Here is a 22,061-nt window from a genome sequence, read left to right as displayed (position 1 = left end):
TCCCACAGTTTTTTGATCCGGGATGGATCAGAGGGCGGTGCTGTAGCGGCGGACACCGTTTTCCACCGCCGGGATTTGCGCAGCGGTGCTGCCTGATGCCTGGAACAATACGAGGTGTTCAGCGGCAACACGAATCCCCACCTCTGCACCGACCTGATGATCAGCATGGCTCGGGAAAATCGATTCCAGTTGCGCACCTGTCGGCAGCTGCAGGCGATACAGCGTCGAAGCGCCAAGGAACGTTTTGCCGACAATCCGCGCTTTCAACGCACTGTCCGGTGCATACACAATGTCATCCGGACGCAGCAACACGTCCACCGCCCCGCCAATCGGCCAGGTGTAAGCCCGATTGCCACGCAGTTCACCCAGTTCTGTCTGCACCGATTCCGGGCTGTCGAGCTGACCACGAATGAAGTAACCCTGGCCGATGAAGCTGGCCACGTACGGCGTTGCCGGTTCGTGATACAGGTTATACGGCGTGTCCCACTGCTCCAGTCGACCTTCTTTGAACACGCCAACGTGATCACTGACAGCGAAGGCCTCTTCCTGATCGTGGGTCACCAGAATCGCGCTGGTACCACGGGCCTTGAGAATGTCGCGCACTTCATGACTGAGCTTGCGCCGCAGTTCGCCATCGAGGTTGGAGAACGGCTCGTCGAGCAGCAGCAATTGCGGCTCCGGTGCGAGCGCGCGGGCAAGGGCGACGCGCTGTTGCTGCCCGCCGGACAACTCGTGCGGGAAGCGCTTGCCGAGGTTCTTCAAGTTGACCAGTTCGAGCAGCTCTTCAGTGACGCGCTCTTTGTGCGGGTGCTTGCGGATACCAAAGGCAATGTTGTCGGCGACGCTCAGGTGCGGGAACAGCGCGTAATCCTGAAACACCATGCCGATCCGGCGTTTTTCCGGCGCCAGGGTGAAGCCGGCGCTGGAAAGGGTCTCGCCGCCGAGGGTGATCTCGCCTTCGTGCACCGGTTCGAAACCGGCGATCGCACGCAGGGTGGTGGTTTTGCCGCAGCCGGACGAGCCGAGCAGGCAGCCGATGTCACCGGCGTTGAGGTGCAGATTGAGGTTCTGCACCACACGTTGATCTTGATAACCGCAAGCGAGGTTGCGCAGGTTCAGCAGTAATTCATGGCTCATGCGTGGTGATATGCCGGTTCGACGAGGAACTCGAGCAGGGCCTTCTGTGCGTGGAGACGGTTTTCTGCCTGATCCCAGGCGACGGAGCGCGGGTCATCAAGCAGGTCGAGGCTGATTTCTTCGCCGCGATGCGCCGGCAGACAGTGCATGAACAGCACGTCCTCGGCGGCGAGGTCGAGCAGGGCACGGTTGACCTGGAACGGCGCGAACAGCTTGAGGCGCTTGGCAGTTTCCTCTTCCTGGCCCATCGACGTCCAGACATCGGTGCTGACCAGATGCGCGCCGCGCACGGCGTCCTGCGGGTCGCGGACGATGGTCACGCGATCACCGGCTCTGGCGACGAACTCAGGATTTGGCTCGTAGCCTTCCGGGCAGGCAACGCGCAGCTGGAAGTCGAACTGGATCGCCGCTTCTATATAGCTGTTGCACATGTTGTTGCCGTCGCCGATCCAGGCCACCGTTTTACCCTGGATCGAGCCACGGTGCTCAAGGAAGGTTTGCATGTCGGCGAGCAACTGGCACGGGTGCAGGTCATCGGACAGACCGTTGATCACCGGCACGCGCGAGTTGGCGGCGAATTCGGTCAGGGTGCTATGGGCAAAGGTGCGGATCATCACCGCGTCGAGCATGCTCGACATGACGATGGCGCAGTCGCTGATCGGCTCGCCACGGCCCAGCTGGGTGTCACGCGGAGACAGGAAGATTGCCTGACCGCCAAGCTGGATCATGCCGGCCTCGAACGAGATGCGGGTACGGGTCGAGGACTTTTCGAAAATCATGCCCAGTACACGGTTTTTCAGAGGCTCGAACAGTACGCCGCGGTTACGCAGGTCCTTGAGCTCAACGCCTCGACGGATCACGCTGACCAGCTCTTCGGGCGTGCAATCCATCAGGGAGAGAAAGTGCCTTGCGCTCATCATTGACTACCTTTTTGCTACAAACCGCAGATGCTCAAAGCCTTGTTTAACGGAACAACGGGCGAGACCTGCGGCGTAAGCCGCACGGGGCGACGAAATAGGGGAAGGCGCGATATTGACATTAAATGTCGCGTTTTTCCAATAGGCTACGGTTTTTGCGGGATTCGGAGGGCGCACTGGATGTTGCAGTTGCGCATTTGAAGCCGGATTCAGGACAGCAGCGAGCCTCTTTGTACACTGGCCTCGCAGGGCTTGGCAATGCGGCGTGACGGGGAACGGGTCACTCGGGTCGGTTTACGACCGTGGCGCCATGCCATCACTTGGTCGGCTGGTGTCGCTGAAACATTTGCTAAAGCAAAGTGCTGGGTTATAAATAAGTTTCGAGCGACGCAGGAAGCCTCCGCATGGAATCGAAAGAAAAACTGTTAATGGAACTGCTGGGCCACACGGCTCGCTCTCTGACTCACCTCACCGCGTCGGTCACCTCAATGTCCTTCGAACTGCTGCGCAGCGAAGATGAGGTGGTGAAGACCGCCGGCCGGCACATGATCGACCGTATGGCGACCATCAGCGCCGGTCTCGACGAACACTGGCGCTTGATCGGCGAACTCACCGGCGTACATGTCGCCCACGAGCAGATCGAAACCATCCAGGAAATTCAGCTGGCCGCGCCGCCGCAGCTGCCGTCGAACTGATCATGGCGGTTTATCGGCTCGCTTGATAACCGTCGATTCACAAGACGAACGTCGCTGGCGCCGCTTCCTCACTCGGGCCATAGTTTTGTTCCCGCGGGCGTGATTGCCCGCCCAGAACAAGACAGAGACTGGCCATGACCAAGACTCTCCATCACCGTGCGTGCCACCTGTGCGAAGCCATTTGCGGTCTGACCATCGAAACCACTGAGACCGATGGCAACGTCGCGATCACCTCGATCAAGGGTGACGCTCTCGACACCTTCAGCCGTGGCCACATCTGCCCCAAAGCCGTGGCCCTGCAAGACATCCAGAACGATCCGGATCGCCTGCGCCAACCGATGCGCCGCGTTGGCAGCGAATGGCTGCCGATCGAGTGGGACGAGGCTTTTGCGCTGGTGGCCGAGAAACTGGCGGCGATTCAGGAGCGTCATGGGCAGAATGCTGTTGCGGTCTATCAAGGCAACCCGAGCGTGCACAACTACGGGCTGATGACCCACAGCAATTATTTCCTGGGTTTGCTGAAGACGCGCAATCGCTACTCGGCGACCTCGGTCGATCAGTTGCCGCATCATCTGAGCAGCTATCTGATGTACGGCCACGGCCTGCTGCTGCCGATTCCGGACATTGATCACACCGATTTCATGCTGATCCTCGGCGGGAATCCGCTGGCGTCCAACGGCAGCATCATGACCGTGCCGGATGTCGAGAAACGTTTGAAAGCGATTCAGGCGCGCGGCGGCAAAGTGGTGGTGGTCGACCCGCGGCGCAGCGAGACCGCAGCCATGGCTGACCAGCATTTGTTCGTGCGTCCTGGCGGCGATGCAGCGTTGTTGTTTGGCGTCCTCAACACGCTGTTTAGCGAAGGCCTGACCCGCGAGAGTCACTTGCCGGTCGACGGGCTGGATGACGTGCGCGCCGCTGTCGCCGCGTTTACCGCTGAATCCATGAGTCCGTTGTGTGCGGTTCCAGCCGAGCATATCCGCCAACTGGCCCGGGATTTCGCCGCCGCGCCAAGTGCTGTGTGCTACGGGCGCATGGGGGTTTCAACCCAGGCTTTCGGCACGCTATGCCATTGGGTGGTGCAGTTGATCAATCTGGTCACCGGCAATCTTGATCGCGTCGGCGGAGCGCTGTGCACCGAACCCGCGGTGGATCTGGTGGCGTCGACCTCGGGCGGGCATTTCAACAAATGGCAGAGTCGCGTTTCCGGGCGTCCTGAATACGGTGGTGAATTGCCGGTCTCGGCCTTGGCCGAAGAGATGCTTACCGAAGGCGAAGGCCAGGTTCGTGCGTTGATCACCGTCGCTGGCAACCCGGTATTGTCGACCCCGAACGGGCGGCAACTGGAGCAGGCGCTGGATGGCCTGGAGTTCATGCTCAGCATCGACTTGTACATCAACGAAACCACGCGCTATGCCGATCTGATCCTGCCATCGACCTCGGCACTGGAAAATGATCACTACGACACCACGTTTAACCTGTTCGCGGTACGCAACGTCACCCGCTTCAACCGCGCGATTCTCGCCAAACCCGAGGGCGCTTTGCATGACTGGGAGATCTTTGTGGGCCTGGCCAAGGCGTTTGCCGAGAAGACCGGCAAGGAGCTGAAACCGACCGTGCCTCCGGCGAAGATGATCGACATGGGCCTGCGCATGGGCCGTTACGGTGATGCGGCCGAGCAAAAACTCTCGTTGGCGACATTGTTCGATCATCCTCACGGGATTGACCTGGGCGCGCTGAAACCGAATCTGGCGTCGCGCCTGAAAACGCCGAATCAGCGTGTGCAGGCCGCTCCGCCAGAAATCCTCGCTGACCTCGCGCGCTTCGCTGCGCTGCAGGCGCCGGCCGCTGATGAGCTGCTGATGATTGGCCGTCGTCATGTGCGCAGCAACAACTCCTGGATGCACAATTATCACCGCCTGGTGAAGGGCAAGCCGCGCCATCAACTGCTGATGCACCCGGATGACCTCGCCAGTCGCGGGCTCAGCGATGGTCAGCGAGTGCGCGTCAGTTCGCGGGTCGGACAGATCGAGGTGGAAGTGCTCGGCAGCCTGGACATGATGAAAGGCGTGGTCAGCCTGCCGCACGGGTGGGGCCATGCGCGCCCGGGGGTACAGATGGCGATTGCCAGTGGCCAGCCGGGATCGAGCGCGAACGATCTGACCGATGAATGTCAGCTCGATGAACTGTCGGGCAACGCCGCGTTGAATGGCGTGCCGGTCACGGTGGCGGCGGCCTGAACGTGACCGTCGGGGAGACCGAGCATGGCGCTCGGGATTCCGTTACAATGCGTCACCGTGCCGACCCATGAGTCGGAAAGTTCAGCCGAGGTGCTCCATGGATATCATCGAAACGATTAAAGAGCAGATTGCCAACAACACCATTCTGCTTTACATGAAAGGCTCGCCGAATGCCCCACAGTGTGGCTTCTCCGCGAAAGCTGCGCAGGCTGTCATGGCTTGTGGCGAAAAGTTTGCGTACGTGGACATCCTGCAGAACCCGGAAATCCGCGCCAACCTGCCGAAGTACGCCAACTGGCCGACTTTCCCGCAACTGTGGGTCGGCGGTGAACTGATCGGCGGCAGCGACATCATGACCGAGATGGCGGCAGACGGTTCGCTGCAAAGCACCATCAAGGCGGCTGTTGAAGCAGCCGCTGCGAACAAGTCCGAAGCCTGATCCGCTTTTTGTAGGAGTGAGCCTGCTCGCGATTGCTTTCCGCCGGTAGCGATGTTGTCGGCTGATATGACGCTATCGCCAGCAGGCTGGCTCCCACAGGGTTTCAGCATTGACTGAAATTCGGGCAATAAAAAGCCCCGCGCCTCGAAAGAGGGCGGGGCTTTTTAGTGTCTGGAGTTTAGCGGGCGCTAACTTACTCTTCGCCCATCTGCGATTGGAGATAGTTCTCAAGACCGACTTTATCGATCAGGCCCAGTTGGGTTTCCAGCCAGTCGATATGTTCTTCTTCGGATTCGAGAATATCTTCGAGCAGTTCACGGCTGCCGAAGTCGCCAACGGTTTCGCAATGGGCGATCGCGGCTTTCAGGTCAGCGTGGCCGGTCTTCTCGATACGCAGGTCGCACTCCAGCATTTCCTTGGTGTGCTCGCCGATATGCAGCTTGCCCAGGTCCTGTACGTTGGGCAGGCCCTCGAGGAACAGGATGCGCTTGATCAGCTTGTCCGCGTGCTTCATCTCGTCGATGGATTCTTTGTATTCGTGCTTGCCGAGCTTGTTCAGACCCCAATCTTCGTACATGCGCGCATGCAGAAAGTACTGATTGATCGCGACCAGCTCATTGGCAAGGATCTTGTTGAGATGCTGGATGACTGTAATGTCGCCTTTCATGATCGGAGTCCTGCCCTGTTTTAGCTGTATATGCGCCAGAGTTTGAGCTTCGTACTTATAAGTGTCAAACCTAAGTTATTGAATAATAAATGAAAATTAATCGGAATAAGAATGTTTGTGTTCCGCGTCTGAGCGCTAAGCAATTGATTTTCAGGCATAAAAAAACCGGACATAAGTCCGGTTCTTTGAAATGGGGGCAATTATGCGGCTGTAAATTCGACCGGGTAGGGGATCGCAGCCTGGGCGGTTTGCAGCTTGGTCAGGGTCTCGCGGACCACTTCCTTGGCAAGGCAGGCACATTTGCCACATTGGCTGGCGACGCCGGTGGCCTGGCGGACTTCTTTATAGCTGCAGCAACCTTCATAAATCGCTTCGCGGATCTGTCCGTCGGTAACGCCAGTGCAGAGGCAAACATACATAAGTAATAACCGTCGCTGGTTGTGACTCAATTGCGATGGATCTTAATGTTAACGAGAATGATTGTCAAAGTGCTTTCGGAATGCTTCAGCCGATTAATAGCCATGACTGACGAACGGTATTTACTGGCGAAATGCCTGGCCCCGTAAATGCAGCGCCGTTCTGCCACTGCTTTGAAAAACCGTTAAGGACAGGCCAAATTCGCAGTGTATGATGGTCGGCCCTTGTGAAGGGGGTTCGTGTCACAGGGCTGTCGCTTGAGGGTGGCAGGCTGGCGCGAACCCTGAACTTCAAGTTTTTACACCAGGAGATATCAATGAGCGTACTCGTAGGCAAACAAGCCCCTGACTTCACCGTCCCGGCCGTACTCGGCAATGGCGAGATCGTTGACAGCTTCACCCTGTCCTCGGCCATCAAAGGCAAATACGGCCTGGTGTTCTTCTATCCACTGGACTTCACCTTCGTCTGCCCGTCCGAGCTGATCGCTCTGGACAACCGTATGGCTGACTTCAAGGCCCGCAACGTTGAAGTGGTCGCTGTGTCGATCGACTCTCACTTCACCCACAATGCATGGCGCAACACGCCAGTGAACAATGGCGGCATCGGCCAGGTGAAATACACCATGGCTGCCGACATGAAGCACGACATCGCCAAGGCTTACGACGTTGAGTCCGAAGGCGGCGTGGCTTTCCGTGGCGCGTTTCTGATCGACGACAAAGGCGTGGTTCGCTCGCAGATCATCAACGACCTGCCGCTGGGCCGTAACATGGAAGAGCTGATCCGTCTGGTCGACGCTCTGCAATTCCACGAAGAGCACGGCGAAGTCTGCCCTGCCAACTGGAAAAAAGGCGACAAAGGCATGAACGCTTCGCCAGAAGGCGTCGCGGCTTACCTGACCGAAAACGCTGCTGCCCTGTAAGGCGCAACGTCGAGGTACAAAAAAACCGGCCCACGTGGCCGGTTTTTTTATGCGCGGGCTTTACCCGACGACCATCATCAGTCGTCGAAATCTTCCCAGCCGCCCATCTGTTTCCAGCGGTTGACGATGCCGCAGAACAGCTCAGCGGTTTTCTCGGTGTCGTAACGCGCCGAGTGCGCCTCACGACCGTCGAAATCGATGTCGGCGGCCTGGCAGGCTTTTGCCAGCACGGTTTGACCGTACGCCAGACCGGCCAGCGTCGCGGTGTCGAAGCTGGAGAACGGGTGGAACGGGTTGCGCTTCATGTCCAGACGCGCAACGGCCGCGTTCAGGAAGCCAAGGTCGAAGCTGCTGTTGTGCCCGACCAGGATCGCGCGCTTGCAGCCGTTGGCCTTCAGCGCCTTGCGGATACCACGGAAAATGTCGGTCAGTGCGGTTTCTTCACTGACCGCCATACGCAGTGGGTGATCCAGTTTGATCCCGGTGAACTCCAGCGCCGCTGCTTCGATGTTGGCGCCTTCGAACGGCTCAACGCGGAAGAAGTAGGTGTGATCCGGGTAAACGAACCCCTTTTCATCCATGGCGATAGTGGTCGCGGCAATCTCCAGCAAGGCATCGGTGGCCGAGTTGAAGCCACCGGTCTCTACGTCAACGACAACCGGCAGGTAGCCGCGAAAGCGTGCTGCCATCGGGTGACGGGAACCGCCACCACCACTTTGACCGTCCAGTTCGTCGTCGAAATGGTCTTCACTCACGCGTGTTCCTCCAGCAGGCGCCAGCGCAGTTTTTCACCGGCGCGCAGCGGGATAACGGTCAGCTCGCCAAACGGCAGGCTGGTCGGGGCAGTCCATTCTTCACGAACCAGGGTAATGCGATCGGTGTTTGCCGGCAGGCCGTAGAAGCGCGGGCCGTTGAGGCTGGCGAAGGCTTCGAGCTTGTTCAGCGCGTTACGCTGTTCGAACGCTTCGGCATACAGCTCGATGGCGGCGTACGCGGTGTAGCAGCCGGCGCAGCCGCAAGCAGCTTCCTTGGCATGCTGGGCGTGCGGTGCCGAGTCGGTGCCGAGGAAGAACTTCGCGCTGCCACTGGTGGCGGCGTCGAGCAGGGCTTCCTGGTGCGTATTGCGCTTGAGGATCGGCAGGCAATAGAAGTGCGGCCGAATCCCGCCCACCAGCATGTGGTTGCGGTTGTAGAGCAGGTGGTGCGCGGTGATGGTCGCACCAACGTTGGCCGAAGCCTCGTTGACGAACTGCACGGCGTCAGCGGTGGTGATGTGTTCGAACACCACTTTCAGCGTCGGGAAACGCTCGACCACGCGGCGCATGTGCTCATCGATGAAGATCTTCTCGCGGTCGAACACATCGACGTCGCCACGAGTGACTTCACCGTGGATCAGCAGCGGCATGCCGACTTCAGCCATGGCTTCCAGTGCCGGGAAGATCTTGTCGATGCTGGTCACACCAGAATCGGAGTTGGTGGTGGCGCCGGCCGGGTACAGCTTGGCGGCGTGCACGAAACCGCTGGCCTTGGCTTCACGAATTTCTTCGGGCTGGGTACGGTCGGTGAGGTACAGCACCATCAACGGCTCGAAGCGACTGCCGGCCGGGCGGGCAGCGAGAATCCGCTGGCGATAGCCGTCGGCTTCAGCGGCGTTGCGCACCGGAGGTACCAGGTTGGGCATGATGATGGCGCGGCCAAAGGTGCGCGCCACATCGGCAACGGTATTGGTCAACACGGCACCATCGCGAAGATGAATGTGCCAGTCGTCGGGACGCAGCAGGGTCAGGCGGTCGGACATGAGGGGATTCCAGGCGGGTCAAACTGAGGCGAATGCTACCGGAAAAGACTCTTGCAGGCACTCGCTATCAAGTTTTGCGGGAACCTTCCGATATCCCGTAGGTATGCCGTAAACATAGTGTGAATCGGTGTTTGTGTTTCACAAGCCAATGGAGCCTCCCGTGCGCCAGCGTTATTTAGCCTTGCTCAGTGTGTTCGCCAGCCTTCCGGCGATGGCGCTCACGTACCAGACCCGTCTGGAGAACATTGAGTGGACGGTCGCCGGCGACAAGTTCGAATGTCGTCTGACCCAACCGATCACTGATTTCGGCTCGGGCGAGTTCGTGCGCAAGGCGGGTGAACAGGCGATATTCCGTCTGAATGCCTACAACGCCATGCTCGGCGGCGGCTCTGCAACCTTGCTGGCGGCGGCTGCACCCTGGCAGCCGGGGCGTGGTGACATCAACCTGGGTTCCGTGAGGCTCGGCAGCGGCAACGTCTTGTTCAACAGCTCGCAATCCCAGGCCGGAGGCCTTATCAGCGGTCTGCTGGATGGTCGCAGCCCGGTCGTGCGCCGCGCGTCTGGCGATGGCCGCGTTTCGGAAGTGCGCCTGTTGCCGGTCAAGTTCAGCAAGGCGTTCAATGACTACCAAACGTGTGTGGCGAAACTGCTGCCGCAGAATTTCGATCAGATCAAACAGTCGCAGATCGGCTTTCCCGGCGAAGGTGTTGATCTGGATCCTGCTGCAAAAGCCAAGCTGCAAGTGATGCTCGAATACATGAAGGCTGATCCGACGGTCAATCACATCGAGCTCGACGGCCATTCCGACAACAGCGGCAATCGTTTGACCAACCGTGAACTGTCACGCCGGCGAGCGCTGGCAGTGGTCGACTTCTTCAAGGCAAACGGCATTCAGGAATCGCAGATCACCGTGCGCTTCCATGGCGAGCAATATCCCATTGTGCCGAACACCAATGCGGCCAATCGCGCGAAGAACCGTCGGGTCAATGTGAAACTGGCGCGCGTGGCTCCAGCCACGGCTCCGGCACCGCAAGCGAGCACGCCAGCCAGCACTGCAGCAACTTCCTGACCCGCCGGTCATCGTCGCGCACTCGACAGAATCTGTCGCTTTGTCGTCTTAAGCTGTCGCGCCTCTGTAAATTATTGCGTTGGAGCGGTAGACTCCCCGGCTTTCCGTAGAACCCCGTGGAGTGATGGCATGGCGGACGTAAACAAGGTCGTTCTGGCGTATTCCGGCGGCCTGGACACTTCGGTGATCCTCAAGTGGCTGCAGGATACTTATAACTGTGAAGTGGTGACCTTCACCGCTGATCTCGGTCAAGGCGAAGAGGTCGAGCCGGCCCGCGCCAAGGCTCAGGCCATGGGCGTCAAAGAAATCTACATCGACGACCTGCGCGAAGAATTCGTGCGTGATTTCGTGTTCCCGATGTTCCGCGCCAACACCGTTTACGAAGGCGAGTACCTGCTGGGTACTTCCATCGCACGTCCGCTGATCGCCAAACGTCTGATCGAGATCGCCAACGAAACCGGCGCTGACGCCATTTCCCATGGCGCCACCGGCAAAGGCAACGACCAGGTGCGCTTCGAACTGGGCGCCTACGCACTCAAGCCAGGCGTGAAAGTGATTGCTCCCTGGCGTGAGTGGGACCTGCTGTCCCGCGAGAAGCTGATGGACTACGCCGAGAAGCATGCGATCCCGATCGAGCGTCACGGCAAGAAGAAGTCCCCGTACTCGATGGACGCCAACCTGCTGCACATCTCCTATGAAGGTGGCGTGCTGGAAGACACCTGGACCGAGCACGAAGAAGACATGTGGCGCTGGACCGTCTCCCCGGAGAAGGCTCCCGACACCCCGCAATACCTGGAACTGACCTATCGCAACGGCGACATCGTTGCGCTGGATGGCGTCGAAATGACCCCGGCCACCGTACTGGCGACCTTGAACAAGATCGGCGGCGCTCACGGTATCGGCCGTCTCGACATCGTCGAAAACCGTTACGTCGGCATGAAGTCCCGTGGCTGCTACGAAACCCCGGGCGGCACCATCATGCTGCGCGCGCACCGCGCCATTGAATCGATCACTCTGGACCGCGAAGTCGCTCACCTCAAAGACGAGCTGATGCCGAAATACGCCAGCCTGATCTACACCGGTTACTGGTGGAGCCCTGAGCGCTTGATGCTGCAACAGATGATCGATGCGTCCCAGGTCAACGTGAACGGCGTTGTGCGCCTGAAACTGTACAAGGGCAACGTGATCGTCACCGGCCGCAAGTCCGACGATTCGCTGTTCGACGCCAACATCGCGACCTTCGAAGAAGATGGCGGTGCTTACAATCAGGCTGACGCGGCAGGCTTCATCAAGCTCAATGCGCTGCGCATGCGCATTGCTGCCAACAAGGGTCGCAAGTTGTTCTAAGCGCTCCAGACTGACATGTAATGAAAAGGGCGGCCTTGTCATCGAGACAAGGTCGCCCTTTTTGCATGGTTGTTTGTCTGCGTTTGAGCGAGCCATATTCCTGAGCCATGTACGGGGGGGTGACTACAGCTCATCTTTCATGTCCGTCCCAATAGCGTTACCGCTTGTGCACACAGGTTATAAACAATACAAAGCGTTTTTCCTGAGCCTTTCTTGACGTGTTTGATCTGCAGCCGTGCATTCTGCGTCAGTAGAACGTCCGATATGTGATTGGAAAGAAACACGACCACCCGGGCTGACTTGCGGTCGAGGTTTCGAATATTTTCCAGAATCGTGGCTAATTCTCTCGATGCATCGACATCCCGTGCGTCGATGAGATGCAGGTCGCTGATCCACGCTGGCAACTGTATGTCGTGCTGAACAATCTGTTTGGTTTTTGTGATGATATCCGACGGCGGGTCAGGCGCGTTGTGGACTTTGCACGCTTCTTTGCATTCGACATTGCCCGATTTGCAGGGTAAGACACAACTTGATAGCCCAAACGTACCTTGCGCGGATGGCTCCGGCGTCGATGTGTTGCGCTTGGTATCGCGATCATTGTTATCTATTACTTTTAAAAAGTTCTTGTCTTTTCCGAAGTCGGAGGGTGAATAAAGGGAGCGGTAGTTAAAGTTCAAGGTGATAAAGAAAAGAAATAACAAGTAGAACGGAAAGCTGATCAGGAACCATACGTAAATCTCTCGATCCTTATTGTCCAGAAATGGCAAGGATACCGCAGCTGATGTTTCGGAAATGGCGGCAAATATCGCGATGACTGTCATTGGGTTATTGATCTTGTTTTTTATTTTCAACATGTTTGTGCTCTTTTGTCTGGTCTTTCTCATAGTTGTGAATTTACGTTGTTTGAGTTGTTTTGAGTGGATGGTTGATGCTTATCTTTATAGCAAAAGTGTGGGGTCTGGTATAAATATCTTGTTTCAAGTGTTTAAGTTTTTCTACCTGTTGTCGTGTTGATGTGGCGGCTGTTACTTTGTGTTCTGATTTGCAATTAATGTTTTCATACTCGCGCAGGCTCAGACCTGATCAGGCGTAATAAACCTCAGCGGCGATTCCGGGTTTTTGGCTGTTAGTCGTAGTTTGTAACAAGTTGAACAGGCGAGGGTTGTCCCCTTTGAAGCAAGAACCAGCGTCGGATTTTTAGAGGGGGAGCGGTTTTTTGTAGGATTAATCCGCAATGACTGTAGGGTATGTCTCTCGATGCAAGTGCATGATAACCGCGTCATGCCATAGAGCAAGTGACTGGGCTATTGTGCGTGTTCTAAAAATTCGAACAGCGAAACTGGACTTGCCCATGAATAAAGTGCTGATCGTGGATGATCACCCTGTCATTCGTCTTGCGGTACGTATGCTGATGGAACGTCATGGCTACGAAGTCATCGCAGAAACTGATAATGGTGTGGATGCGTTACAACTTGCTCGAGAACAAATGCCGGATATCGTCATTCTGGATATAGGCATACCAAAGCTTGATGGTCTGGAAGTTATCGCGCGCCTGACTTCGACGGCCATGCCTATTAAAGTGCTTGTATTGACCTCTCAGGCGCCCGGGCACTTTTCGATGCGCTGCATGCAGTCGGGGGCAGCCGGTTATGTCTGTAAACAACAGGATCTGACCGAGTTGCTCAGTGCAATCAAGGCAGTATTGTCCGGTTACAGTTATTTCCCGAATCAGGCATTGCATACCGTGCGCACGAGTTTGGGCAATGCCAGTGAAGCCGACATGGTCGATCGTCTGTCCGGTCGGGAAATGATGGTGTTGCAGCAGTTGGCGCGGGGCAAGACCAACAAGGAAATTGCCGATGGCATGTTTTTGAGCAACAAGACCGTCAGCACCTACAAGACGCGCCTGTTGTTGAAACTCAATGCGCGTTCTCTGGTTGATCTGATCGAGTTGGCGCAGCGCAATGGTCTGGTGTGAATATCTTGATAGCTGACAGGATCATGGGCCGATCTGACTCAGCTAGCCGCAGAAAGTGAAAAGCCTCCGGTGCGGGAGGCTTTCAAGTATCAGAGATCAAAATCGTAATCGGCCAATTGCCTTTGCAGTCGGCGCTCCTCGAGCAGGTTGTCGATCGTACGGCGTTTGCTGAGATTGGTCTTGGCGACTTCGACTACAGGTTCTGCATCATCGGTCTCAGCGGCAGTAAAGTCGTCTTCCACGTCCAGTTGCTCTTTATCGGTACTCATCAGGTTAACTCCCGGCTAAGACTGCCTTTGGCGCCCCTTATATCGATATTCCTGCGGCGGGTAAAAAAGATTTTTTCAATCGACTTATCAATTATTCCAATAGCCGGTCAATCGTCCGATGTTTTGTTTTTGTACTCGCACAAATCCTCGATCCGGCAACTGCCGCAGCGTGGCTTGCGGGCCAGACACACGTAGCGGCCATGAAGAATCAGCCAGTGATGGGAGTCGAGCAGGAATTCTTTAGGTACGAACTTCATCAGCTTTTTTTCCACTTCGACCACGTTTTTACCCGGAGCAATGCCGGTGCGGTTGCTGACCCGAAAGATATGGGTATCAACGGCCATGGTCAGTTGGCGAAAAGCAGTATTGAGTACGACGTTGGCGGTCTTGCGGCCCACTCCCGGCAAGGCTTCGAGCTCTTCACGGGTTTGCGGGACTTCGCCGCCATGGCGCTCGACCAGCAGGCGACAGGTTTCGATGACGTTCCTGGCCTTGCTGTTATAGAGGCCGATGGTTTTGATGTATTCGGATAGACCTTCGACACCCAACGCGTGGATCGCCGCTGGCGTATTGGCAACCGGGAACAACTTGGCCGTGGCTTTGTTCACGCCAACATCCGTCGACTGCGCCGAGAGAATCACCGCGATCAACAGTTCGAATGGCGAGGAGTAGGTCAGTTCGGTCTTCGGCTCGGGATTGTCTTCGTGCAGGCGGCGGAAAATCTCCAGACGTTTTGCAGCATTCATGGGCGATGCGTTTCCTTGGATATCGAGTTCGGGCGAATCGTCGCCTGACGCGCCGCCAGCAGCAGCGCCAACAAAATAAAAGCACCGGGGATCAACGTGACCAGGTGCACCCCTCCGCTAAATACAACAAGACCTGACCAATGCTCGAACAAACCCCGGCCAAGACTACCGTGACCGATGAGTTCACGCAGTCCTGCAAACAGCAGCATTAATCCGCCGAACAGGGTGCCGCGCTTGAAGCGTTCGACCAACGATTGGCGCCAGAAGCCATTGTGTTCCAGCACCACACATTGCAAGGCAATCAGGCCGACATAGAGGCCGAATGTTTGCTGCCAGGGCAGAAACCAGCGTTGCGCCAAAAGATCTGCGCAACTTGTGAGGGTCGCAGCGAGCAGCAGGCTGGCCAGCAATGCGCTGGTCCCGGCGAGCCTGGACCGTAAGGCAGGCATGCACAGGCCATACAGACCGACGACAATGGCAAACGTCAATAATGCCCCCACACCAGCAGCCAATGAGTCACTGGTGCCAAGCAGCAATGTCAGCATCAAAGAGTTCGAGAGGAAAGCCGATCGGTTCATGTTCCGCTCCCCAACAGTGCCGCACGATGTTCATCAAAGTAGCGCAGGGCATCATGGATCGCGCTGATGGCGACGCGAGAGGTGATAGTCGCTCCGGCTATTTGATCAAATTGTCCCTGATCCTTTTTCAGTGCCCAGCCGGCATCGCTCGGCTCAGTGCTCGATTTGCCGATAAAGGTCTGCAGCCAGATGTTCGGCCAGTCCCCCAAGCGCCCACCGAGTGCTGGCGTTTCGGTTTGTTTGAGGGTTTTTACACCGAGCAATTTGCCGTTGGCATCAATGGCGATCAACAGTTCGATGGCGCCGGCATAACCCTGAGTCTGACTGCGCAGCAAGATTGCTACGGTCTGGCCGCGCTTGGTCGCGCGATAGCCACCCGTCAAGGTGCTATGGCTCAAGTTCAAGTCTGCCAAGCCCAAGGGCTGCTCGAGCGGTTGATTGTCGTAGGCATCGAGCGGCAGCAGGTCGAGTAGTTTGCGGCTTTCGATCAAGCGCTGCTCGCTGGCAATTTGTGCTGCAGTACTGCGGTATACACCATAAGTCGCAGCCACGCCGATGACCGCCAACAGCAACACAACAGGCGCGCTGGCTGTGCGATTCATGGGCTCACCGCTGACTGACGGTTCGCGGCAAATCGCTCCAGCGCCGGCACGCAAAGATTCATCAGCAGCACCGCGAACGCTACGCCATCCGGGTACCCGCCCCAGGTTCGAATCAAATAGGTCAGCAGCCCGACGCCGACACCGAACAACAGACGAGCGAGTGCGGTTTTAGCCCCGGAGACCGGTTCAGTGATGATGAAGAACGCCCCGAGCATGGTCGCGCCACTGAGCAGGTGAAACAGCGGTGAACCATGCGAGTCCGACCCTGAACCCTTCCAGCACAGCAGGCTGACGACAAACAGACTGGCGAGCATGCCGACCGGCGCGTGCCAACTGAAGACGCGGCGCTGCAGTAAAAACAACCCGCCGGCAAGAAACGCCAGATTCACCCATTCCACGCCGTGTCCGCCAAAACGACCGAAGGCCGGATGACTGGCGAACAATTCGTCCATGGTCAGGCTTTTGTTGAGGCGCAGGCTGTCCAGCGCGGTGGCCTGTGCCCAGGCGTCCGGCGCCTGATTTGTGCCGAACACCTGTTGCAACGCGGCCGACAGATCCAGGCCATGGGCCGGCCAATGGGTCATCGGTTGCGGGAACATGACGATGGCAAAGGCAAACCCGAGCATCGCCGGATTGAACGGGTTTTTACCGACGCCGCCATACACATGCTTGCCGAACAACAGTCCCGAAGCTACCGCCATCACTGTTAACCACCAAGGGCAATAAGGTGGCAGTGCGGCAGCCAATAATGTCGCACTGACCAGCGCACTGCCGTCGCTGAGCGTAGGTTGCACGGGCTGTCGACGCAGACGCAGCACCGCAGCCTCGACCATCAGCGCGGCAACAATCGCCAGCAACAGATTGATCAACACGCCCCAACCATACAGCCAGAACAAGGCGAGCAGCCCTGGCAAAGTGGCCAGCAGCACCCGTTTCATCGCCTGTTGCAGGCGAATGTCCGATGCCTCAAGGGGCAGCATGATCTTGCACCTGGCGCTCGGCGTTTTGCAGGCGGGCGCGGGCTTTGTCGAGGATATCCGCGGGCGTGTCGGCGCGCCGTTCGAGTTTGTTGAGGTCCGCGCGGGCGTAGGCCAATTCGGTTTTTAACTGACGAAGCTGGCTGTCGATCGGACGTTTTTCGACCCGCACCAGGTCGGGCAACGGCTGATCGCTTGTGGCTTCAGCGGCATGCAGGGCCTGCTCAGCGTCGCGCAATGCTTGCTCCAGCGCGGCGATCTGCTCGGGCGCCGTTTCAGTGGTTTGTGCTTTTTTCAGTTCTGCGCGGCGCATGGCCAGCTGGATCTTCGCCCGTTTCAGATCGGCGTCTTTTGCTGGGGCAGGCACTACGGGCGTTGGCGCAGCGCTGCTTTCAACGGCCGCCAGTGTCTTTTCGGCCGCTTCGAATTGCTGCTGCAACACGATCAATTGTGCCTGCTGTTCGAACGTTGGCGGATGGCCGAAAGCCTTCAGTGACTTGTGCAATTGCGCGCGGCTCATGGCCACATCGATCTTGGCTTTCTTCAGCGCCGCATCCGCGGTCGCCGCTTTCTGTGCGCGCACCCGTTCCAGTGCCGCCTGCACCGGATCGGCTGCGCTCACTTGAGATTGCGCCGCCCGTTTCGCCCGCGCTTCACGTTCCGCCTGTTTCTGTTGCTCTTCGCGGTGCAAGCGCTCGTTCCGGCGCTCGAAGCGTTGACGCGCGTGATCGCGTTTGGCCGCGCGTGCGCGCTGTTCTTCAAGGCTGACGGCCAGGCCGCCCACCACCGGCAACGTGCTCGGCGGCAACGGATGCATTTCGATGCAATCCACCGGGCATGGTGCGACACACAGGTCGCATCCGGTGCACTCGTCGATGATGACTGTGTGCATCAGTTTCGCCGCGCCGACAATCGCGTCGATCGGACAAGCCTGAATGCACTTGGTGCAGCCGATGCATTCGGCCTCACGAATGAACGCCACTTGCGGCGGCGCCGAGCCGCGACTGATGTCCAGCTCCAGCACTGGCACTTTCAACAGCTCAGCCAGCGCGGCAATGGTTTCGTCACCGCCCGGCGGGCACTTGTTGATCGGCTCGCCCTCGGCGATGCCTTGCGCGTACGGTTTGCATCCGGGATGGCCGCACTTGCCGCATTGGGTCTGCGGCAAGAGGGCATCGATGCGTTGAATCAGACTCATGTTTTGATCAATCCACTGAATCCGAGAAAAGTCACTGCGATCAGTCCGGCGCCGATCAGATCAATCGGCAGGCCGCGAAAGGGCAGGGGAATATCGTTGTCGGTCGTGCGTTCGCGTAAATCGCTGAACAGGCTCAGCACCAGCCAGAAGCCCAGCCCGGCGCCGAGACTCAGCGCTATTGCCTGCGGCAGGCCTTGATCGTTTTGCGCGTTGATCAGTGTCAGCCCCAGCACACCGGCATTACCCAGCAACAATGGCCATAGACCGTCGAACGGCAGACCTGGCAGCCAGCGCGCCAGCAATTTCAGCAGCGGCGCGATCAGCAACACACTCAATGGCAGAAACACGAACAGGCGTAGAGCCTCAAGGTGAAGCGGCATCAGCAGCCAATGCCAGATCACATGACCCGCCACACCGACAACCAACATCAGACAAAGCGTTGTCAGCCCCAGCGCATGCACCTGTCGACGACTGCCCGCCAGCAGCGGATCGACGCCCAGCGGCCAGTGCAACACGAAGTTGTTGAGCAGGGCGGCACTGATCAGCGTAAGCACGAGTTCGGTCATGGTTCTGCCGGCTAAACGGGCGGAGGTCTCTTAAGGTTAGGCATTATCCGGCAGCCACGTAGGGTGGGCCAGATATGAAAAATCCCACCGGCATGCGGGACACGCCGGTGGGATCGATTTGTTGCAGGGCCTTACTTGATGCGTTGGCCCGGCTTGGCGCCGCTGTCCGGGCTCAGCAGGTAGATCTCTTCACCGCCAGGGCCGGCCGCCATCACCATGCCTTCGGAGATACCGAACTTCATTTTCCGTGGCTTGAGGTTGGCGATCATCATGGTCAGGCGGCCGTCGAGTTTCGACGGGTCCGGGTAAGCGCTCTTGATCCCGGAGAATACGTTGCGTTGCTCGTCACCGATGTCGAGGGTCAGGCGCAGCAGCTTGTCGGCGCCTTCCACGTGTTCGGCCTTGACGATCAACGCGACGCGCAGGTCGATGGCGGCAAAAGCATCGAAGTCGATTTCCGGCGACAGCGGATCCTTGGCCAGTTCGCCATTGCCTGCCGGAGCGGCTGTCCCCGTATCGGTCTGGCTGGCGGTCAGGTCTTCTTTCGAGGCGTCGGTCATGGCTTGTACTTTTACCGGGTCGATGCGGGTCATCAACGGCTTGAATTCGTTGAGCTGGTGGTTAGCCAGCAGCGTGGTGTGGTCGTTCCAGGTCAGCGGGGCGACGTTGAGGAACGCCTCGGCATCGGCGGCCAGCAGCGGCAGCACCGGCTTGAGGAAGATCACCAGTTGGCGGAACAGGTTGATGCCGGTGGCGCAGATCGCCTGGACTTCATCCTGCTTGCCTTCCTGCTTGTTCAGCGACCACGGGGCCTTGTCGGCGATCCAGGCGTTGGCGCGGTCGGCCAGGGCCATGGTTTCACGCATGGCGCGGGCGAAGTCGCGGGCTTCGTAGGCGTCGGCAATGCTTGGCGCAGCCGCGAGGAAAGCCTCGGTCAGTTCCGGCGCGGCATTGTTATCGACCAGCAGGCCGCCGTTGCCTTTGTGGATAAACCCGGCGCAGCGGCTGGCGATGTTGACCACCTTACCGACCAGGTCGGAGTTGACCTTCTGCACGAAGTCTTCGAGGTTCAGGTCGAGGTCATCGACGCCACGGCCCAGTTTGGCCGCATAGTAGTAGCGCAGGTATTCCGGCGACAGGTGATCCAGGTAAGTACGCGCCTTGATGAACGTGCCACGGGATTTGGACATCTTCTGGCCGTTGACGGTCAGGTAGCCGTGTACGTTGATCCCGGTCGGCTTGCGGTAGCCCGCGCCTTCGAGCATCGCTGGCCAGAACAGCGCGTGGAAATTGACGATGTCCTTGCCGATGAAGTGGTACAGCTCGGCGGTGGAGTCCTTGCCCCAGAACGCGTCGAAGTCCAGCTCCGGCGTGCGGTCGCAAAGGTTCTTGAAGCTGGCCATGTAGCCGATCGGCGCGTCCAGCCACACGTAGAAATATTTGCCCGGCTCACCCGGGATCTCGAAACCGAAGTACGGCGCATCGCGGGAGATGTCCCACTGCTGCAGGCCGGCGTCCAGCCATTCGGCGATCTTGTTGGCGACGGCGTCTTGCAGGGTGCCGCTGCGGGTCCAGGCTTGCAGCATTTCCTGGAAGTCCGGCAGTTTGAAGAAGAAGTGCTGGGAATCCTTGAGCACCGGGGTGGCGCCGGAGATGGCCGACTTCGGATCCTTCAGGTCGGTCGGTGCGTAGGTTGCACCGCATTTTTCGCAGTTGTCGCCGTACTGGTCTTCGGTGCCGCATTTCGGGCAGGTGCCCTTGATGAAGCGGTCGGCCAGGAACATTTTCTTTTCCGGGTCGAAATACTGGGTGATCGAGCGTTGGGCAATATGCCCGGCGTCACGCAGCTTGAGGTAGATCTGGCTCGACAGCTCACGGTTTTCTTCGGCGTGAGTGGAGTGGAAATTGTCGAAGTCGACCAGGAAATCGGCAAAGTCGGCGCTGTGTTCAGCCTGCACATTGGCGATCAGCTGTTCCGGGGTGATGCCTTCCTTTTCTGCACGCAGCATGATCGCCGAACCGTGGGCGTCGTCGGCGCAAACATAAATGCACTGGTTGCCGCGATGCTTCTGGAAGCGCACCCACATATCGGTCTGGATGTATTCCAGCATATGGCCAAGGTGAATCGAACCGTTGGCGTAGGGCAGGGCGCTGGTGACGAGGATCTTGCGTGGTTCGGACATGTGGGGCTTCGCTACTTGATGAAACGGAGGTCGGCCACTATAAAGCGCTGGCGCATATTTTTCACCCTGTGCGCCTGTTTCATTGGATCAGCAACAGCAAAGACCAAAAGATCACAGCCTTCGGCAACGCCTGTACATGATCCCCTGCAGGCGCTGCCGAAGGCTGCGATCTTTTCAGGTACGATACCCGCCATCTATTCCCAGTCTTGTTATCGGAGTTGCCCATGAGCGCCGTCACTCGCGCAGCGGTGGAAGCCGTCCTCAGCCAATACACCGACCCTTACCTGAACCAGGACCCGGTCAGCGCCGGTTGCGTGAAGCACATCGAGATCGTCGGTGACCGCGTCAACGTGCAGCTGGAAATCGGCTATGCCGCCGGTCTGTTCAAGAGCGGCTGGGCGCAACTGCTGCAACTGGCCATCGAGAACCTCGACGGTGTGGTGATCGCAAAGGTTGAAGTGACCAGTGTGATCGCCGCGCACAAGGCGCAGGCGCAGATTCCCGGGCTGGCCAACGTCAAAAACGTGGTTGCCGTGGCTTCCGGCAAGGGCGGTGTGGGCAAATCGACCACTGCTGCCAACCTGGCCCTGGCCCTGGCCCGTGAAGGCGCCAAGGTGGGGATTCTCGATGCCGATATTTACGGCCCGAGCCAAGGCATCATGTTCGGCATCCCCGAGCGCACCCGCCCAGAGGTCAAGGACCAGAAGTGGTTCGTGCCGCTCAAGGCTCATGGTGTGGAGGTGATGTCGATGGCGTTTCTGACCGACGACAACACGCCGATGGTCTGGCGCGGGCCGATGGTTTCCGGGGCGCTGCTGCAACTGGTCACGCAAACGGCGTGGGGCGATCTGGATTATCTGGTCATCGACATGCCGCCAGGCACCGGCGACATCCAGCTGACCCTGGCGCAGAAAGTCCCGGTGGCCGGCGCGGTGATCGTCACCACGCCTCAGGATCTGGCCCTGCTCGACGCGCGCAAAGGCGTGGAAATGTTCCGCAAGGTCAATATTCCGGTGCTGGGCGTGGTGGAGAACATGGCCGTGCACATCTGCTCGAACTGCGGGCATGCCGAGCATCTGTTCGGTGAGGGTGGCGGTGAGAAACTGGCGACCCAGTACGGCGTCGAACTGCTGGCCTCGCTGCCGCTGTCGATGCTGATCCGCGAGCAGGCCGATGGCGGCAAGCCAACGGTGATCGCCGAGCCGGACAGCCAGATTGCCATGGTCTATCAGGAACTGGCCCGCCACGTCGGCGCGCGGATTGTGTTGCAGGAAGCGGCATCGCCGGCGATGCCGAACATCACCATCAGCGACGATTAA

The 22,061-nt window shown here is 58.4% G+C and carries 23 protein-coding genes; 8 read left to right on the top strand and 15 right to left on the bottom strand.

Annotation, left to right across the window (positions count from 1 at the left end):
* Window positions 1–27 precede the first annotated feature (27 nt).
* Window positions 28–1,137: an ABC transporter ATP-binding protein gene (locus ACM6IV_RS27355; RefSeq protein ID WP_414872462.1), complete on the bottom strand. Its 1,110-nt coding sequence runs from the start codon at window positions 1,135–1,137 to the stop codon at window positions 28–30.
* Window positions 1,134–2,054: an ornithine carbamoyltransferase gene (gene argF, locus ACM6IV_RS27350; protein ID WP_039758373.1), complete on the bottom strand. Its 921-nt coding sequence runs from the start codon at window positions 2,052–2,054 to the stop codon at window positions 1,134–1,136. The genes ACM6IV_RS27355 and argF overlap by 4 nt, the downstream gene beginning before the upstream one ends.
* A gap of 404 nt (window positions 2,055–2,458) precedes the next feature.
* On the opposite strand from argF, the gene ACM6IV_RS27345 reads away from it, so the two are divergent.
* The 3 genes from ACM6IV_RS27345 to grxD all read left to right on the top strand — a co-directional run bounded on the left by ACM6IV_RS27345 (window position 2,459) and on the right by grxD (window position 5,428).
* Window positions 2,459–2,749, top strand: a complete 291-nt coding sequence (locus ACM6IV_RS27345) for a hypothetical protein (protein ID WP_027612069.1) — start codon at window positions 2,459–2,461, stop codon at window positions 2,747–2,749.
* Window positions 2,750–2,883: 134 nt separating this feature from the next.
* The gene (locus tag ACM6IV_RS27340) at window positions 2,884–4,989 is read left to right on the top strand and encodes a molybdopterin oxidoreductase family protein (protein WP_414872461.1); all 2,106 of its coding nucleotides are present in this window, start codon (window positions 2,884–2,886) and stop codon (window positions 4,987–4,989) included.
* A 97-nt stretch (window positions 4,990–5,086) separates the two neighbouring features.
* The gene (grxD, locus tag ACM6IV_RS27335; RefSeq protein ID WP_186569763.1) at window positions 5,087–5,428 is read left to right on the top strand and encodes a Grx4 family monothiol glutaredoxin; all 342 of its coding nucleotides are present in this window, start codon (window positions 5,087–5,089) and stop codon (window positions 5,426–5,428) included.
* A 193-nt stretch (window positions 5,429–5,621) separates the two neighbouring features.
* Here the strand turns inward: grxD and bfr are convergent, their stop codons facing one another.
* Both bfr and ACM6IV_RS27325 read right to left on the bottom strand, forming a co-directional pair.
* Window positions 5,622–6,095, bottom strand: a complete 474-nt coding sequence (bfr, locus tag ACM6IV_RS27330) for a bacterioferritin (RefSeq protein WP_187678174.1) — start codon at window positions 6,093–6,095, stop codon at window positions 5,622–5,624.
* A gap of 200 nt (window positions 6,096–6,295) precedes the next feature.
* Window positions 6,296–6,514, bottom strand: coding sequence for a bacterioferritin-associated ferredoxin (locus ACM6IV_RS27325; protein ID WP_003227725.1), 219 nt, complete (start codon window positions 6,512–6,514; stop codon window positions 6,296–6,298).
* Window positions 6,515–6,828: 314 nt separating this feature from the next.
* Here ACM6IV_RS27325 and ACM6IV_RS27320 point away from each other — a divergent pair, with 314 nt between their 5' ends.
* Complete coding sequence (locus ACM6IV_RS27320; protein WP_123588592.1) at window positions 6,829–7,431, top strand: peroxiredoxin; 603 nt, start codon at window positions 6,829–6,831, stop codon at window positions 7,429–7,431.
* A 77-nt stretch (window positions 7,432–7,508) separates the two neighbouring features.
* Here the strand turns inward: ACM6IV_RS27320 and rnt are convergent, their stop codons facing one another.
* Together rnt and pyrC are read right to left on the bottom strand one after the other, a co-directional pair.
* Window positions 7,509–8,186, bottom strand: coding sequence for a ribonuclease T (gene rnt / locus ACM6IV_RS27315; RefSeq protein WP_007916667.1), 678 nt, complete (start codon window positions 8,184–8,186; stop codon window positions 7,509–7,511).
* Entirely contained in the window at window positions 8,183–9,229 is a 1,047-nt protein-coding gene (gene pyrC / locus ACM6IV_RS27310; protein WP_414872460.1) for a dihydroorotase, read from the bottom strand. The genes rnt and pyrC overlap by 4 nt, the downstream gene beginning before the upstream one ends.
* Window positions 9,230–9,389: 160 nt before the next feature.
* On the opposite strand from pyrC, the gene ACM6IV_RS27305 reads away from it, so the two are divergent.
* Together ACM6IV_RS27305 and ACM6IV_RS27300 are read left to right on the top strand one after the other, a co-directional pair.
* Window positions 9,390–10,298, top strand: a complete 909-nt coding sequence (locus tag ACM6IV_RS27305; RefSeq protein ID WP_414872459.1) for a flagellar protein MotY — start codon at window positions 9,390–9,392, stop codon at window positions 10,296–10,298.
* A 129-nt stretch (window positions 10,299–10,427) separates the two neighbouring features.
* On the top strand, window positions 10,428–11,645 hold the full coding sequence (locus ACM6IV_RS27300; RefSeq protein WP_027612065.1) for an argininosuccinate synthase: 1,218 nt from the start codon (window positions 10,428–10,430) through the stop codon (window positions 11,643–11,645).
* 137 nt (window positions 11,646–11,782) lie between these two features.
* On the opposite strand, the gene ACM6IV_RS27295 is transcribed toward ACM6IV_RS27300, so the two are convergent.
* Window positions 11,783–12,499, bottom strand: coding sequence for a hypothetical protein (locus tag ACM6IV_RS27295; protein ID WP_414872458.1), 717 nt, complete (start codon window positions 12,497–12,499; stop codon window positions 11,783–11,785).
* A 497-nt stretch (window positions 12,500–12,996) separates the two neighbouring features.
* On the opposite strand from ACM6IV_RS27295, the gene ACM6IV_RS27290 reads away from it, so the two are divergent.
* Window positions 12,997–13,623, top strand: coding sequence for a response regulator transcription factor (locus ACM6IV_RS27290; RefSeq protein ID WP_007916656.1), 627 nt, complete (start codon window positions 12,997–12,999; stop codon window positions 13,621–13,623).
* Between the two features lie 89 nt (window positions 13,624–13,712).
* Here the strand turns inward: ACM6IV_RS27290 and ACM6IV_RS27285 are convergent, their stop codons facing one another.
* The 8 genes from ACM6IV_RS27285 to metG form a co-directional block, all read right to left on the bottom strand.
* Window positions 13,713–13,892, bottom strand: a complete 180-nt coding sequence (locus tag ACM6IV_RS27285; RefSeq protein WP_414872457.1) for a PA3496 family putative envelope integrity protein — start codon at window positions 13,890–13,892, stop codon at window positions 13,713–13,715.
* A 107-nt stretch (window positions 13,893–13,999) separates the two neighbouring features.
* Window positions 14,000–14,638 carry an endonuclease III gene (gene nth, locus ACM6IV_RS27280; RefSeq protein WP_414872456.1) on the bottom strand — a complete coding sequence of 213 codons (639 nt, stop codon included), beginning with the start codon at window positions 14,636–14,638 and terminating at the stop codon, window positions 14,000–14,002.
* Complete coding sequence (locus ACM6IV_RS27275; protein WP_414872455.1) at window positions 14,635–15,216, bottom strand: Rnf-Nqr domain containing protein; 582 nt, start codon at window positions 15,214–15,216, stop codon at window positions 14,635–14,637. Before ACM6IV_RS27275 ends, nth begins: the two co-directional genes overlap by 4 nt.
* On the bottom strand, window positions 15,213–15,818 hold the full coding sequence (locus tag ACM6IV_RS27270; RefSeq protein WP_414872454.1) for an RnfABCDGE type electron transport complex subunit G: 606 nt from the start codon (window positions 15,816–15,818) through the stop codon (window positions 15,213–15,215). The genes ACM6IV_RS27275 and ACM6IV_RS27270 overlap by 4 nt, the downstream gene beginning before the upstream one ends.
* Window positions 15,815–16,798 carry an RnfABCDGE type electron transport complex subunit D gene (locus ACM6IV_RS27265; RefSeq protein WP_414872453.1) on the bottom strand — a complete coding sequence of 328 codons (984 nt, stop codon included), beginning with the start codon at window positions 16,796–16,798 and terminating at the stop codon, window positions 15,815–15,817. The genes ACM6IV_RS27270 and ACM6IV_RS27265 overlap by 4 nt, the downstream gene beginning before the upstream one ends.
* Window positions 16,785–17,993, bottom strand: a complete 1,209-nt coding sequence (rsxB, locus tag ACM6IV_RS27260; protein ID WP_414872452.1) for an electron transport complex subunit RsxB — start codon at window positions 17,991–17,993, stop codon at window positions 16,785–16,787. The genes ACM6IV_RS27265 and rsxB overlap by 14 nt, the downstream gene beginning before the upstream one ends.
* Window positions 17,990–18,559: an electron transport complex protein RnfA gene (locus ACM6IV_RS27255; protein WP_414872451.1), complete on the bottom strand. Its 570-nt coding sequence runs from the start codon at window positions 18,557–18,559 to the stop codon at window positions 17,990–17,992. The genes rsxB and ACM6IV_RS27255 overlap by 4 nt, the downstream gene beginning before the upstream one ends.
* A gap of 131 nt (window positions 18,560–18,690) precedes the next feature.
* Window positions 18,691–20,742, bottom strand: a complete 2,052-nt coding sequence (gene metG / locus ACM6IV_RS27250) for a methionine--tRNA ligase (RefSeq protein WP_414872450.1) — start codon at window positions 20,740–20,742, stop codon at window positions 18,691–18,693.
* Between the two features lie 224 nt (window positions 20,743–20,966).
* On the opposite strand from metG, the gene apbC reads away from it, so the two are divergent.
* The gene (gene apbC / locus ACM6IV_RS27245; RefSeq protein ID WP_414872449.1) at window positions 20,967–22,061 is read left to right on the top strand and encodes an iron-sulfur cluster carrier protein ApbC; all 1,095 of its coding nucleotides are present in this window, start codon (window positions 20,967–20,969) and stop codon (window positions 22,059–22,061) included.

Origin of the sequence: Pseudomonas sp. IT-347P (genome assembly GCF_949768005.1) — a bacterium.
Lineage (GTDB): Bacteria > Pseudomonadota > Gammaproteobacteria > Pseudomonadales > Pseudomonadaceae > Aquipseudomonas.
Note: the sequence above shows the minus strand (reverse complement) of the source record. Positions and strands in the feature narration are given on the sequence as shown.

Excerpts from the sequence above, each read along its gene's own strand:
- ACM6IV_RS27355 (WP_414872462.1), bottom strand. The coding sequence starts at position 1,137 with ATGAGCCATGAATTACTGCTGAACCTGCGCAACCTCGCTTGCGGTTAT.
- argF (WP_039758373.1), bottom strand. The coding sequence starts at position 2,054 with ATGAGCGCAAGGCACTTTCTCTCCCTGATGGATTGCACGCCCGAAGAG.
- ACM6IV_RS27345 (WP_027612069.1), top strand. The coding sequence starts at position 2,459 with ATGGAATCGAAAGAAAAACTGTTAATGGAACTGCTGGGCCACACGGCT.
- ACM6IV_RS27340 (WP_414872461.1), top strand. The coding sequence starts at position 2,884 with ATGACCAAGACTCTCCATCACCGTGCGTGCCACCTGTGCGAAGCCATT.
- grxD (WP_186569763.1), top strand. The coding sequence starts at position 5,087 with ATGGATATCATCGAAACGATTAAAGAGCAGATTGCCAACAACACCATT.
- bfr (WP_187678174.1), bottom strand. The coding sequence starts at position 6,095 with ATGAAAGGCGACATTACAGTCATCCAGCATCTCAACAAGATCCTTGCC.
- ACM6IV_RS27325 (WP_003227725.1), bottom strand. The coding sequence starts at position 6,514 with ATGTATGTTTGCCTCTGCACTGGCGTTACCGACGGACAGATCCGCGAA.
- ACM6IV_RS27320 (WP_123588592.1), top strand. The coding sequence starts at position 6,829 with ATGAGCGTACTCGTAGGCAAACAAGCCCCTGACTTCACCGTCCCGGCC.
- pyrC (WP_414872460.1), bottom strand. The coding sequence starts at position 9,229 with ATGTCCGACCGCCTGACCCTGCTGCGTCCCGACGACTGGCACATTCAT.
- ACM6IV_RS27300 (WP_027612065.1), top strand. The coding sequence starts at position 10,428 with ATGGCGGACGTAAACAAGGTCGTTCTGGCGTATTCCGGCGGCCTGGAC.
- ACM6IV_RS27295 (WP_414872458.1), bottom strand. The coding sequence starts at position 12,499 with ATGTTGAAAATAAAAAACAAGATCAATAACCCAATGACAGTCATCGCG.
- ACM6IV_RS27290 (WP_007916656.1), top strand. The coding sequence starts at position 12,997 with ATGAATAAAGTGCTGATCGTGGATGATCACCCTGTCATTCGTCTTGCG.
- ACM6IV_RS27285 (WP_414872457.1), bottom strand. The coding sequence starts at position 13,892 with ATGAGTACCGATAAAGAGCAACTGGACGTGGAAGACGACTTTACTGCC.
- nth (WP_414872456.1), bottom strand. The coding sequence starts at position 14,638 with ATGAATGCTGCAAAACGTCTGGAGATTTTCCGCCGCCTGCACGAAGAC.
- ACM6IV_RS27275 (WP_414872455.1), bottom strand. The coding sequence starts at position 15,216 with ATGAACCGATCGGCTTTCCTCTCGAACTCTTTGATGCTGACATTGCTG.
- ACM6IV_RS27270 (WP_414872454.1), bottom strand. The coding sequence starts at position 15,818 with ATGAATCGCACAGCCAGCGCGCCTGTTGTGTTGCTGTTGGCGGTCATC.
- ACM6IV_RS27265 (WP_414872453.1), bottom strand. The coding sequence starts at position 16,798 with ATGCTGCCCCTTGAGGCATCGGACATTCGCCTGCAACAGGCGATGAAA.
- rsxB (WP_414872452.1), bottom strand. The coding sequence starts at position 17,993 with ATGAGTCTGATTCAACGCATCGATGCCCTCTTGCCGCAGACCCAATGC.
- ACM6IV_RS27255 (WP_414872451.1), bottom strand. The coding sequence starts at position 18,559 with ATGACCGAACTCGTGCTTACGCTGATCAGTGCCGCCCTGCTCAACAAC.
- metG (WP_414872450.1), bottom strand. The coding sequence starts at position 20,742 with ATGTCCGAACCACGCAAGATCCTCGTCACCAGCGCCCTGCCCTACGCC.
- apbC (WP_414872449.1), top strand. The coding sequence starts at position 20,967 with ATGAGCGCCGTCACTCGCGCAGCGGTGGAAGCCGTCCTCAGCCAATAC.